This window comes from Pseudomonas sp. IPO3749, from assembly GCF_013386605.1.
GTDB classification, from domain to species: Bacteria; Pseudomonadota; Gammaproteobacteria; order Pseudomonadales; family Pseudomonadaceae; genus Aquipseudomonas; species Aquipseudomonas azotoformans_A.
In genome coordinates, this window is sequence record NZ_JACARN010000028.1 from 38,626 (window position 1) to 50,652 (window position 12,027).

A 12,027-nucleotide genomic window follows, 5' to 3' on the forward strand; every position below is an offset into this window, starting at 1 on the left:
ACCGATGAACAAGAAAAAGTCCGTCACCATCAGCGACATCGCCAAGCGGGTCGGCATGACCACCATCACGGTGTCCCGCGCACTGAGCAAACCCGACCTGGTCAAACCGGCCACCCTGGCGCGCATCCTCGAAGTGGCGCGGGAGATGGATTACGTACCCAACGCCTTCGCGCGCGGGCTCAAGCGCAGTGAAAGCCTGATCATCGGCGTGATCACCGCCTCCGTGGACAACCCGTTCTACAGCGAAATGATCAAGGCGATTTCCCGCGAGGCCAAACAGCATGGCTACACCATCATGCTGGTGGACACCGATGAGCTGGAAGAGCTGGAAAGCAAGGCCGTGGACACCCTGTTGGGCTACCGCGTGGCGGGGATCATTCTGTCCCCGGTCTCGGATGAGCCGAGCTACCAGCCCGACTATCTCGAACGCCTGGGCAACGGCAAGACCCCAGTAGTGCTGCTCGATCGCACGCTCCACGACAGCCCGTTCAGCCGCGTGGTGCTCGACAACTACCACAGTGGCATCCAGGCCGCGCATTACCTGCTGCGCCAGACCCCGAACCTCAAGCGCTTGCTGGTGCTGACCGGCCCCGAGCACTCGCGCATCACCGTCGAACGCCTCAAGGGCCTGCGCGAAGTGCTGGCCGAGCACCCGCAGGTGCAGGTCGAAGTGCAGGCCGGCGACTACACGCTGATGCCGTCCTACCTGCACACCCTCGACTACCTGGCCGAACACTCGGCGCCGGACGCGATCATGGGCTTCAACCAGTTGATCACCCTCGGCGCCTTGCGCGCACTGCGCATGCACAACATCGCCCATGACAGCCTGACCATCTGCGGCATCGACCGCCTGCCCTTCGCCGATATCTTCGGCGTGCCCATCGCCTGCGTGGCCCACGATGCGTCCCTGGCCGGCAGCAGCGCGGTGCGCCTGTTGCTCGACCGCCTGGAAGACCCGTTCAAGCCACGGGATAAAGTGGTGATCGCCGGCCAGTTGGAAAACGGTTAGCGGCTGGTGTAGCCGCCGTCGATGGGCAGGCTGACGCCGCTGATCATGCTGGCGGCGCGGCTCAGCAGGAACAGCACCGGCAGGGCGACTTCCACGGTTTCAGCAAAACGCCCGAGGGGAATCGCCGCCAGTGCCGGGTCGCGCTTGGCCGGTTCGGACCAGGCCATGGCCGCCATCGGCGTGAGCGTCACCGTGGGGTTGACGCTGTTGACGCGAATCCCAAAGCGGCCCCACTCGGCGCATTGCACCCGGGTGATCGCATCCAGCGCGGCCTTGGAGGCGCAGTAGCCGAGGTGATCGTCCAGGGCCACCAGCGAGGCCTGGCTGGAGACATTGACGATGCTGCCAGCGATCTGTGCTTCGATCATTTTGGCCGCTACACGGCTGGCGACTTGCGCGGCGGCGCGGGCGTTGACTTGCATCACCTGATCGAACGCTTCAGCGCTGATGGCGGCAGCCGGCTCCAGGCGCGAGATGCCGGCGCAGTTGACCAGGCCATGCAGCGGCGGCAGGTCGTGCAGGGCCTTGTCGAGGGCGACGCTGTCGGCGATGTCCAGGCACAAGCTGTGGCAGCCGAGTTCGGCCAAGGCTTGGGCGTCGCGGCCGAGGGCAAAGACATCGGCGCCGCTGGCGATGAGTTGCAAGGCGATTTCGCGGCCGATGCCGCTGCTGGCGCCGGTGACGAGGATGCGGTGGTGGGTGAAGTCGAAGGCTGCGTTCATTCAGTTCTCCTGCAGGCTGTGCATGATCGGTTTCAGGGCGGGATACAGCTTCAGGTACTCGGCAAACGCCCGGTCATACGCCTCGACATTTTCCGCCTTGGGCTCAGCCCGTAACTCCAGCTGCACCCAGCCCTGGTCCATTTCTCCGTCACTCACCAACCCCACCGTGTGCGCCGCCAACAACGCCGCCCCCAACGCCGCTTCCACCTCTTGGACAATGGTGTACACCGGGTAGCGCGTGACATCCGCGATGATCTGCATCCACAGATCCGAATGGCTCGCCCCGCCCACCACGATCAAGCGTGGGTCCAGGGAATGCGCGCCGCGTGTGCCCGCTTCGATGTTGTGTCGCAGGGCAAAACTCACCCCCTCCAGCACCGCGCGATACAGGTGAATACGGCTGTGGTAGAGGTTCAAGCCAACAAAACTGCCACTGGCGCGGTCATCCCACACCGGGCTGCGCTCGCCCATCAGGTACGGCAGGAACAACAGGCCTTCGCTGCCCGCCGGGATGCTCATCGCTCGCTGTTCCAGCAGCACCAGACTGTCCTGGCCGGTGGCCTTGGCTTGCTGTTCTTCGGCCTGGCAGAACTGCTCGCGAAACCAGCTGACCGAGGCACCGGCGGTGATCGCGCCGCCGAAGATGTACAGGTCGCGGTGGCCGTTGTAGACGTGGGGCATGCTCACCAAACCATGGTGCGCATCCACTTGCTGGTTGAGGTAACCCCAGCACATGCTGGTGCCGATCATTGCCACGTGGTTGCCTGGCTGCGTCACACCCGCCGCCAAGGTTGCCATGGCCGCATCGACGCCACCGGCCAGAATCGGTGTGCCCGCCTGCAGGCCCAGGCGCTCAGCCCAACCCTCCAGCAACCCACCGACGACTTCCCCGGAATACACCAGGCGCTCCGGCATCATCGCCTGCGGTATGCCCAGCGCATCGAGCATTTCGCCAGACCAGCCGCGCGCCTTCACGTCGTAGACGCCGCCGATGTTGCCGGCACTGCTGTGGTCCACCGCCAACGCCCCGGTGAGGCACCAGTTGATGTAGCTGTTGGGCGGCAGCAGGTAGCGGGTCTTGGCCCACACCTCGGGCTGGTGCTGCTTGAGCCAGAGCATCTTGGTGAAGCCGTAGTAGCTGTCCACCGAGTTGCCGGTGATCGCGAACAGCCGCTCCAGGTCCACCTGCTCGCGCACCCAGGCCACCTGCTCACTGGCGCGGCGGTCCATCCAGATCAGGCACGGGTGCAGCGGCGTGATGTGCGCATCCACCGCAATCCCCGAGCCGCCGTACAAGCTGCTGATGCAGAGCGCCTTGACCTGCTCCGCCGCCACACCGGCCTTGGCCATGCAATGCGCCACACAGGCCTCTACGGCATCGAGCCAGACCTGCGGCCATTGTTCGGCCCAGCGCACTTTCGGGGTATCCACGCGATACCCCTGGCTGTGCTGGGCGATGATCGTGCCTTGACCATCCACCAGCAGCGCCTTGGTGCTCTGGGTTCCTATATCGACACCCATCACGTAGTTCATTTTCAGGCCACCGGCTTCAACAGCACCTTGATCGACTTAGTCGAATTGGCCAACGCGAAGGCCTCGGCAAAGTCGTCCAGCGGGAAGTCATGGGTGACGATGCCCTTGGAGGTGACCAGGCCGCGTTCGAACAGGTCGATAGCGATCGGGTAGCAATACGGGCCGAGATGGGCGCCGCGTACGTCCAGCTCCTTGCGGTCGCCGATGATCGACCAGTCGACGCTGGTCTCGGCACCAAACACGCTGAACTCGACAAAACGCCCGAGCTTGCGGATCAGGTCCAGGCCCTGGGTCACGCCCGCCGGCACGCCGGTGGTTTCGATGTAGACGTCGCAGCCGTAGTTGTCGGTCAGGCCGTTGATGATTTCGCGGGCGTTGTCGCGCGACGGGTTGATCACCACATCGGCGCCGAATTTTTTCGCCAGTTCCAGGCGCTCGTCGACCATGTCGATCACCACCAGTTTCTTCGGGGTTTTCAACGCAGCGACTTGGACCATGCACAGGCCGAGGGTGCCGGCGCCGGCGATCACCACCACGTCGTCGAGCTGGACATCGCCACGGTTGACCGTATGGATTGAGCAGGCCATCGGTTCCACCAGCGCCGAGTCTTCCAGCGACACCGACTCGGGGATCTTGTGCACGATGGCGGTCTTGGGAATGCGCATGTACTGGGCCATGCCACCTTCGGCCACTTCACGCTGGAAGCCGAAGATATTGTGCACTTCGCACATCCAGTACTTGCCCGACTTGCAGAAACGGCACTTGCCGCACGGCACGATCTGCTCGGCGATCACCTTGTCGCCCACCGCGACTTCGAAGTGCTCTTCGGCGCCCTCGCCCACTTCCACCACATAGCCAAAAAATTCGTGCCCCGGTACCACCGGCGCCTTGACCCACGGGTTGTCGCCGCCCCAGAACATTGCGGCGCCCGAGTGGCACTTGCAGTCACTGGCGCAGATGCCGCAGGCGGCGATGCGGATCACCAGTTCATTGGCGCGCGCCTGGGGTTTGCCGATGCGTTCCAGGCGATAGTCTTTCGGGCCGTGGCAGACGACGGCTTGCATTTCGGTGTGCTTGTCCATGGTGTCGGGTCCTGTTCTTGTTAGGTATTTATTTGTGGCGCTGACGGCTGATAAAAATCGCCAGCAAAATGATTGCGCCCTTGATCACGCTCTGAACGTAGGGCGACACGCCCAGCATGTTCAGGCCGTTGTTCAACACGCCGAGCAGCATGGCGCCGAGCAACGTACCGACGATCACCCCGCGCCCACCGGCAATCGAGGCGCCGCCGAGTACCACGGCGGCAATCGCATCCAGCTCGAACGACACACCGGCATTCGGCTGGCCGCTCATCAGGCGTGAGGTGAGGACCAACCCGGCAATCGCCGCCGTGAGGCCACTGATCCCATACACCAGCAACTTGAAACGCGCCGCACGCACGCCGGACAAGCGCACCGCTTCTTCATTGCCGCCAATGGCGTAGATGTAGCGACCGATGCGCGTGTGTTGCAGCAGCACGTAGGCGGCCAGGTAGGTGAGCAACATGATCAGGATCGGCACCTGGATGCCGAACAGGCTTTCGCGGCCAAAGAACGCAAACCAGTCCGGCAGCCCGGAAATCGGATAGCCATCGGTGTACATCAGGCCCAGGCCACGGGCGATACCCATGGTCGCCAGGGTCACGATGATCGGCGGCATGTGCAGGTAGGCCACGAACAGACCGTTGCCGATACCGAAGGCCACGCCGATCAACATGCCTGCGCCAATCGCCAGGCCGGGCGGCAGGCCCGCGACCATCAACCCGGCCGTAAGCGTGCCGGACAAGGCCATCACCGGCCCGACCGACAAGTCGATGCCGCCGGTGAGGATCACGCAGGTCATGCCCACCGCGATGATCGCGTTGATCGACACCTGGCGGGCGATGTTCGACAGGTTGCTGGCGGTGAGGAAGGTGTCGCTGGCGAGGATCATCACCAGGGTCACCACCACCAGCCCCACGAACGGATAAAACGCCGGCGAGCGCACCAGTCGCGCCAGGTTCAGGCGCAACCGGCTGCTGTCGCCGGTCCTAATGGACGTATTCACTTGAGCCCCCTGTTGCATGGCGCATGACCTCTTGAGGATTGACGGCAGACGCCTCGAGTACCTTGACGATGGCGCCCTTGTGGAACACGGCGACGCGGTCGCACATGCCGATGACTTCCGGCAATTCGGAGGAAATCATGATGATTGCGTAGCCCTGTTCGGTGAGGCTGCGCATCAGCGCGTAGATCTGCGCCTTGGCCCCCACGTCGATGCCACGGGTGGGTTCGTCGAACACCAGCACGTCGCAGTGATGGTTGATCCAACGGGCGATCACCACCTTTTGCTGGTTGCCGCCGCTGAGGTTGAACACCCGGCTTTCGCTGCTGGGGGCCTTGATCGACAGTTGCTTCATCAGGCCTTCGACGCTGGCGCATTCGCGGTTTTTGTCGATCAGCCCCGAGGCGTTCTGGTATTTGGGCAGGTTGTTCAGCGAGATGTTTTCGCGAATGCTGAAGTCGGTGATCAGCCCTTCGCTCTTGCGGCTTTCCGGCAGCAGGCCGATGCCGTGGGCCAGGGCCTGGGCCGGGTCGTCTAGGGTGATTTTCTCGCCACGTAGCCACACGTCTTTGCTCACCGACGGCAGCGCGCCCATCATGCCCAGGGCCAACTCGGTACGACCGGAGCCGACCAGCCCGGCAAAGCCGAGGATCTCGCCCTTGTGCAGTTGGAAGCTGTTATGAGGGCCGTTGCGCACCAGCTGAATATCTTTGACCTCCAGCAACAGCGGGCCGCGCTCGGTGCTGGGTTTGGGTGGAAAACTGCATTCCAGGCGGCGCCCGACCATCATCTCGACCAGCCGGTCGATATCACTGTCAGCCACATCGGTGACGCCGACATTGCCGCCGTCGCGCAACACGCTGATGCGGTCGCACACCTGGAAAATCTCCTCCAGGTGATGGGAAATGAAAATCACCGCCACGCCCTGGCGCTTGAGTTCGCGCATGATCTCGAACAGCAGCTCGGCCTCGCTGGGCGTGAGGGTGGCGGTGGGTTCGTCGAGCACCAGCAGGCGCGCATCCAGGGCCAACGCCTTGGCGATTTCGACAAACTGCTGCTCGGCCACGCTCAGGTGCTTGACCGCGCATTGCAGGTCGATGGTCACGCCCAGGCGCTTGAACAAGGCCTCGCTGGCCTCGACCATTTCGCGCTTGCGCAACAGGCCGAAACGGTTACTCAGCTCATGGCCGAGGAAGATGTTTTCCACCGCCGTGAGGTAGGGAATCAGGCTGAATTCCTGGAACACGATGCCGATGCCGGCGGCGATTGCGTCGCGATAGGTCGCGAACTGCTGCGCCTGGCCATCGATCAGGATCTGGCCTTCGTCTTGATGCTCGACGCCGCCGAGGATCTTCATCAGCGTCGATTTGCCCGCGCCATTTTCGCCGAGCAAGGCATGAATCTCACCGCGCTCGACTTGCAGGTTGATGGACTTGAGGGCCTGTACGCCCGGGTAGCGCTTACAGATGTTTTCCAACTTCAGAAGACTGCTCATACCGCCGACCTCATATTCAGAAGGATGACCTGGGCCCCACGGACAGCGTGGGGCCTGGGTGATTTACCAGCTGAAGTCCTTGGCCTTGGCCTGGTCGATCAGGGTGATGTCCACTGGAATGGTGGCCGGCACTTGCGAGCCCCACTTCTTGGCCAGGGCGATGCCCAGGGCCAAGCGGATCTGGTCGCGCGGGTACTGCGCCGAGGTGGCGATGAATTTGCTGCCGGGTTTCTGGATCGCCTTGATCGCTTCCGGCGCGCCATCGACGCTGACCAGCTTCACGTCCAGGCCACTGGCTTCGATGGCCGAGAGTGCACCGAGGGAGCCGTTGTCATTCACGCTGAAAATGCCCTTGAGGGTGGGCTGGGCCTGCAACATGTTTTCGGTGACGGTCAGCGCCTGGTCACGTTCCTGCTTGCCGTTCTGGATGCTGACAATCTTGATGTCCGGGTGCTTGGCCACGGCCTCTTTGCAACCGCGTACACGCTCCAGGATCGGCACCACGGCGATGCCGTCGAGGATCGCGATATTGCCTTTGTCGCCGATGTTCTTGGCCAAGTATTCGCAGGCCTGGAAGCCGGCGTCGAAGTTTTTCGAGCCGACGAAGGAGTCCAGCGGGCCGTCGGCCTGGGCGTCTACCGCGACGACCACGACACCGGCAGCGTGGGCAGACTTGACCGCCGATTGCACGCCGACCGAGTCCGTGGGGTTGATCAGCAGGATGTCGATGCCTTTTTGCAGCATGTCTTCGACGTCACTGACCTGCTTGGACACGTCGTGACGGGCGTCGGTGATGATCAGTTTCGCGCCGATGGTCGCCCCGGCTTCTTCGAGGGCGTTTTTCATGGTGACGAAATAGGGGTTGTTGATTTCCTGGAAGGACGCGCCGATGCGGATCGGCTTGGCAGCGTCGGCAAATGCCGGGGAGACGGTGCCTAGGGTGATGCTTACAGCCAATAAACACAGGGTTTTCGGGAGCATTTTCATGGCGTGGTTCTCTGTTTTGTTTTTATTGTTAGAGCAAATGTTATCGTTAACATTTTGCGAGAAGCTAACAAGGAAATGGGGGGTGTGCAAGCCCCCATTGGTCGCTTCGGGTAAGCCGGTCACTGCAAAACTCGCACATTCCCTGGCGCCAACTAAGCTCACTTTCCAACAAAAAAACACCGAGCAAGCCGCAATGGACCACCCTACCGAGACCTTTCGCGCGCGCTACCGCGCCGCTGTCGCGCCCCGCTACAACCCTTGGCTGCACGCTGGTTTCGTGTTCGGCTACGGCCTTGTGTGCATCGCCCTGGCCTGGTCTTCCACGCATCAGATCAGCGCTGTGCAATGGCTGACCGTGCCGCTGACCCTGCTGTTTTTCAACCTCTGCATCTACCTCGTGCACCGTCACCTCGGCCACCATAAGCACGCTTTGGGCCGGCTGTTCTACGCACGCCACACCGGCGACCATCACAGTTTCTTCACCCCCGGCCACATGACCTACGACAGCCCCCGCGACTGGCGCGTCATCCTGTTCCCGGCCTGGCTGATCGTGCTGCACAGTCTGGCAATCACCCTGCCCGCCTGGTGGTTGCTCAAGCAGGTGAGCCCCAATGTCGCCGGGCTGTTCGCCGGGTGCATGATCCTCGGATATTTACTTTACGAAGTGTTTCACGCCTGCGAGCACCTGCCCGCCAGCCACCCGGTGGCACGGCTGCCATGGATCCGCCAGATGCATCAACTGCACGCCCTGCATCACCGCCGTGAACTGATGCAGGGGCGCAACTTCAACATCGTCCTTCCCCTGATGGATTACCTGTTCGGCACCCTGCACTGGGAGCCGAGCCCCCACGACAACCAGGAATCGTCATGAGTACCCGTCCCAAAAAACTGCGTCATCTGTTGTTTGTCCTGTTGCTGGCGGTGGTCGCCTTTCTGCTGTTGATGCCCACAAAGGTGCAACCGGTGAATTGGACGCCACCCAAGGCGCCGTCGATGAAGAGCGGCCCTTACGCCGAGAACCAGCGCCTCAAGGGCGTGCAGAAAATCGGCGCCCAGGACATCGCCGGGCCCGAAGCCTTGCTGCTGGATGCCCAGGGCTTTTTGATCAGTGGTTTACATGACGGACGTATCATCCGCACCTCGCCCGACAGCCGCAGCCTGGAAGTATTGGCCAATACCGGTGGGCGGCCCCTGGGCCTGGCGTTGCACCCGGATGGGCGCCTGATCATTGCCGACGGGATCAAGGGCTTGCTCGCCCTGGATGCAAAACATCAACTCACGACGTTGAGCACCCGCGCCAACGGCGTGCCCTTTGGCTTTACCGATGACGTCACCGTGGACGCCAGCGGGCGTTATGCCTATTTCAGCGATGCGTCGAGCCGCTGGGGCTATGGGCAGGATGGCGAAGCGGTAATCGAGCATGGCGGCGACGGTCGGCTGCTGCGTTATGACTTCAGCAACGGCAGCACCGACGTGCTGCTCGACCAACTGCAATTCGCCAACGGCGTTGCATTAGGACCGGACGAAACCTTCGTGCTGGTGAATGAAACCGGCGCGTACCGCATCAGCCGTTACTGGCTCAAAGGCGAGCGCGCCGGCACCCATGACCTGTTTATCGACAACCTGCCCGGCCTGCCGGACAACCTCAGCTTCAACGGCCAGGACCGTTTCTGGGTGGCGCTGTATTCGCCACGCAATCCCTTGCTGGACAGCTTTGCCGGCTATCCGATGTTGCGCAAGGTGATGGTGCGGGCGCTGATGGTGGTGCCCAAGCCTATCGAACGCAAAGCCTTCGTGCTGGGGCTGGATACCGAGGGCAAGGTCATCGCCAACCTGCAGGATGGCAGCCCGGGGAATTATTCGCCGATCACCACCGCGCGGGAGTATGGAAACTGGTTGTACCTGGGCTCGTTGAAAGGCACGAGCATGGCGCGGCTACCGTTGGACCTGGCATTGGCGGGCGAATAAAAAAGGGGCAGCCTCGTCAGGCTGCCCCTTCTCACTCACGCTTTGGGATCAGTGAACGATGTTCTGGGTGCAGATGTGCCCGAAGGTCACGTAAGGCACGTTCTCGCCACCCACGCCCACACCGGGGAACTCGTCCAGCTCGATACGCCAGCCGCCGAAGTTGAAGGTGGTGTCCCAGTTATACGTCACGCCGGTGCTGTTATCCGGATACTGCACACGGTATTCGCCGAAGCAGTCACCGATGCCGGCGCTGGCCTGGGAAGTGCCCGCACTGTTGGTGGTGGCCTTGAAGTCGGTCCAGTGGAACTCGGCACCGTCAAAGCGCTTGTCGATGCGCAGGACCGGTGTGACACCCAACAGCGGTGCGCCTGTGGAGTCGGACCAGTTGGTGGTCCAGTTCACCGTACGTCCCGCCTGGGTCGCCATCCAGAAGATCGACGCAGGTACACGCACGATGTTGTCACCCTTCACATCCGAGGTGTTCAGGCGCGGCGTGGAGCCCAGGCTCAACTGGTATTGCTTGGTCGGATCCTGGACCACGGCCGGGTTGGCCCGCACACGCACCTTCACCGTAGTACCTGGCGTAACGCTCGGGTAGGTCGAGGTCGACCCGGCCGGGATGGTGACCCAATTGACGCCGTCAAAACGATCGAAAATCCACTGATTGCGACTGCCGTTCGCGTCACCGGCCAGGTACATGCTCACGCTTTGGCCACGCACCGCCTTGAAGTCGAAGTAATCGACATCGTTGGCGTTGTCGAGGTTACCGGTCACCTTGTTCATCGAGTCCGGCAGTACAAAGGCGGTTTGCGGCGTGTCATTCGGTTCGTAGGCGTCGATGTTGGTATCCACCGCCACGCCAAAGCTGAATTGCGAGTTATTGGCGACCTTGGCGACCATGTACCAGTAGTAATCACCGGCCGGTAGCACGCCGTTGAGATACTCATCGGCATTGCCAGCGGCATCCGAGGAGCCCACCACGCTCAGGTTGCCCTGGCCGTCGTCCTGGAACAGGGTCAGCGACATGTCGGTGCCCGCGCTCTGGTTGACCAGTTGCACCTGGACCCGCGCGTTCTGTGGGAGGTTGAAGTGGTAGGCAAACTCTTCACCCTGGGCCACACCGTCGATGGTGTAGAGGGTATTGATATCCAGGGTGGGGAACAGCGGAACAAAGTCGGCGACGGCAGCGCTTTTCGGCTCGACCTGGCCCGGTTTTTTCAACTCGCTGACTACGCTGTTGAACGGCGCGGATTTGACCGCCTGGGTGACGGCCTTGGACTGGCCGGTCTTGGCCGCCAGGAGTTTTTGCTTGAGGCTGGCCGGCACCTTCGCCGCGTCCAGCGTGCCGCCGGATTTGAGCGCTTTTTCCACGGCCTGCCTGACCGCTTCGGCGCTGAGTTTCTGAGGTGTTTGCTCAGCCAGGGCAAAGGCCGAAACGAAGCAGGAGGCCGCCATGGCCGCGCCCAGCATAAAGGCTTTTTTCGATTTCATTTTTTATCCATCCATAGTTAAAAACTGAAGGTCAGGTGACATCCGGTCACCTGGGATGGAATGTAGAATATGACTGGATGGATGTACAGTATTTTTTAATGAAAATAATCATTGCTATGGAATAGGGATGTCGCACCACCAGCGCCAGAAGACCCAAACAGCTGTCGCAATCAACCAAATGAACCCAAGGTAATAGGGCCAAACCACCCAGCGTTTAAGCGATAAAGGAACAGAAGCCAGTTCGGCTTCACTCACCACCCCTGCCCTCAGATGGCGCTTTGAATCTGAAAGTAACTCAGCAATCAACATCATGCGATATTGCCTGTCGATCCACCGGTTTCGGCTCCAAAATCGCTTATTGCCGCAGACCATTTCGTTTTGGCGGAAGTAACTCTCCACCTCGTCGAGCTTTGTATATTCGGCAAAAAAACCGATCCCCAAAACGACAAACGCCCCGGCAAAATGCACAATGGTGAAGACAAGAAAAAACGACACGGTTAAGCTCCCTCCGGCACAAAGATCATATCCCCGTTAGCCTCTTGGATCTCTCCACCCAATAAGGCACCTTCATGACCAAGAACATTACCTACGGTCTGCCCACCCGCAGCGCCGCCAATAATTGCGCATGCAATCTCACCGCGTCCCTTCATCGCAATACCCAAAAACATACGACAGCCTCGGATAGCGAGTTTGGCACCATACTTTCCCCCCACTGCGGCCCCCGCTACTGACCCCACCAA

The 12,027-nt window shown here is 61.5% G+C and carries 11 protein-coding genes and 1 pseudogene; 3 read left to right on the forward strand and 9 right to left on the reverse strand.

Going from position 1 to position 12,027, the window contains the following annotated elements; genetic code table 11:
* Positions 1-4 precede the first annotated feature (4 nt).
* Entirely contained in the window at positions 5-1,009 is a 1,005-nt protein-coding gene (locus HX812_RS12735) for a LacI family DNA-binding transcriptional regulator (protein WP_038849041.1), read from the forward strand.
* On the opposite strand, the gene HX812_RS12740 is transcribed toward HX812_RS12735, so the two are convergent.
* The 6 genes from HX812_RS12740 to HX812_RS12765 form a co-directional block, all read right to left on the reverse strand.
* Complete coding sequence (locus HX812_RS12740) at positions 1,006-1,731, reverse strand: SDR family oxidoreductase (protein WP_038849043.1); 726 nt, start codon at positions 1,729-1,731, stop codon at positions 1,006-1,008. The two genes, HX812_RS12735 and HX812_RS12740, sit on opposite strands and share 4 nt — an antisense overlap.
* Positions 1,732-3,264: an FGGY-family carbohydrate kinase gene (locus HX812_RS12745; RefSeq protein WP_038849045.1), complete on the reverse strand. Its 1,533-nt coding sequence runs from the start codon at positions 3,262-3,264 to the stop codon at positions 1,732-1,734.
* Positions 3,265-3,266: 2 nt separating this feature from the next.
* Positions 3,267-4,346, reverse strand: a complete 1,080-nt coding sequence (locus HX812_RS12750; RefSeq protein WP_038849047.1) for an alcohol dehydrogenase catalytic domain-containing protein — start codon at positions 4,344-4,346, stop codon at positions 3,267-3,269.
* A 28-nt stretch (positions 4,347-4,374) separates the two neighbouring features.
* Entirely contained in the window at positions 4,375-5,367 is a 993-nt protein-coding gene (locus HX812_RS12755; RefSeq protein WP_038849050.1) for an ABC transporter permease, read from the reverse strand.
* Positions 5,333-6,841, reverse strand: coding sequence for a sugar ABC transporter ATP-binding protein (locus HX812_RS12760; protein ID WP_038849053.1), 1,509 nt, complete (start codon positions 6,839-6,841; stop codon positions 5,333-5,335). The genes HX812_RS12755 and HX812_RS12760 overlap by 35 nt, the downstream gene beginning before the upstream one ends.
* 63 nt (positions 6,842-6,904) lie before the next feature.
* Positions 6,905-7,828: a substrate-binding domain-containing protein gene (locus HX812_RS12765; RefSeq protein ID WP_038849054.1), complete on the reverse strand. Its 924-nt coding sequence runs from the start codon at positions 7,826-7,828 to the stop codon at positions 6,905-6,907.
* Between the two features lie 193 nt (positions 7,829-8,021).
* Here HX812_RS12765 and HX812_RS12770 point away from each other — a divergent pair, with 193 nt between their 5' ends.
* Positions 8,022-8,699, forward strand: a complete 678-nt coding sequence (locus HX812_RS12770; protein WP_038849139.1) for a sterol desaturase family protein — start codon at positions 8,022-8,024, stop codon at positions 8,697-8,699.
* Positions 8,696-9,796: an SMP-30/gluconolactonase/LRE family protein gene (locus tag HX812_RS12775; RefSeq protein ID WP_038849055.1), complete on the forward strand. Its 1,101-nt coding sequence runs from the start codon at positions 8,696-8,698 to the stop codon at positions 9,794-9,796. Before HX812_RS12770 ends, HX812_RS12775 begins: the two co-directional genes overlap by 4 nt.
* A 48-nt stretch (positions 9,797-9,844) precedes the next feature.
* Here the strand turns inward: HX812_RS12775 and HX812_RS12780 are convergent, their stop codons facing one another.
* The 3 genes and pseudogenes from HX812_RS12780 to HX812_RS32010 form a co-directional block, all read right to left on the reverse strand.
* Positions 9,845-11,287 (reverse strand): hypothetical protein, encoded by a 1,443-nt coding sequence (locus tag HX812_RS12780; RefSeq protein ID WP_038849057.1) that lies wholly within the window; start codon positions 11,285-11,287, stop codon positions 9,845-9,847.
* Positions 11,288-11,401: 114 nt separating this feature from the next.
* Positions 11,402-11,782 carry a hypothetical protein gene (locus HX812_RS12785; RefSeq protein WP_038849060.1) on the reverse strand — a complete coding sequence of 127 codons (381 nt, stop codon included), beginning with the start codon at positions 11,780-11,782 and terminating at the stop codon, positions 11,402-11,404.
* 2 nt (positions 11,783-11,784) lie between these two features.
* Positions 11,785-12,027: pseudogene (locus HX812_RS32010) on the reverse strand (hypothetical protein); the annotation flags it as partial.

What these genes read in the sequence shown, in the direction of transcription:
- HX812_RS12780 (WP_038849057.1), bottom strand. Translation starts at nt 11,287, where the DNA reads ATGAAATCGAAAAAAGCCTTTATGCTGGGCGCGGCCATGGCGGCCTCC.
- HX812_RS12770 (WP_038849139.1), top strand. Translation starts at nt 8,022, where the DNA reads ATGGACCACCCTACCGAGACCTTTCGCGCGCGCTACCGCGCCGCTGTC.
- HX812_RS12760 (WP_038849053.1), bottom strand. Translation starts at nt 6,841, where the DNA reads ATGAGCAGTCTTCTGAAGTTGGAAAACATCTGTAAGCGCTACCCGGGC.
- HX812_RS12735 (WP_038849041.1), top strand. Translation starts at nt 5, where the DNA reads ATGAACAAGAAAAAGTCCGTCACCATCAGCGACATCGCCAAGCGGGTC.
- HX812_RS12755 (WP_038849050.1), bottom strand. Translation starts at nt 5,367, where the DNA reads ATGCAACAGGGGGCTCAAGTGAATACGTCCATTAGGACCGGCGACAGC.
- HX812_RS12745 (WP_038849045.1), bottom strand. Translation starts at nt 3,264, where the DNA reads ATGAACTACGTGATGGGTGTCGATATAGGAACCCAGAGCACCAAGGCG.
- HX812_RS12750 (WP_038849047.1), bottom strand. Translation starts at nt 4,346, where the DNA reads ATGGACAAGCACACCGAAATGCAAGCCGTCGTCTGCCACGGCCCGAAA.
- HX812_RS12740 (WP_038849043.1), bottom strand. Translation starts at nt 1,731, where the DNA reads ATGAACGCAGCCTTCGACTTCACCCACCACCGCATCCTCGTCACCGGC.
- HX812_RS12765 (WP_038849054.1), bottom strand. Translation starts at nt 7,828, where the DNA reads ATGAAAATGCTCCCGAAAACCCTGTGTTTATTGGCTGTAAGCATCACC.
- HX812_RS12775 (WP_038849055.1), top strand. Translation starts at nt 8,696, where the DNA reads ATGAGTACCCGTCCCAAAAAACTGCGTCATCTGTTGTTTGTCCTGTTG.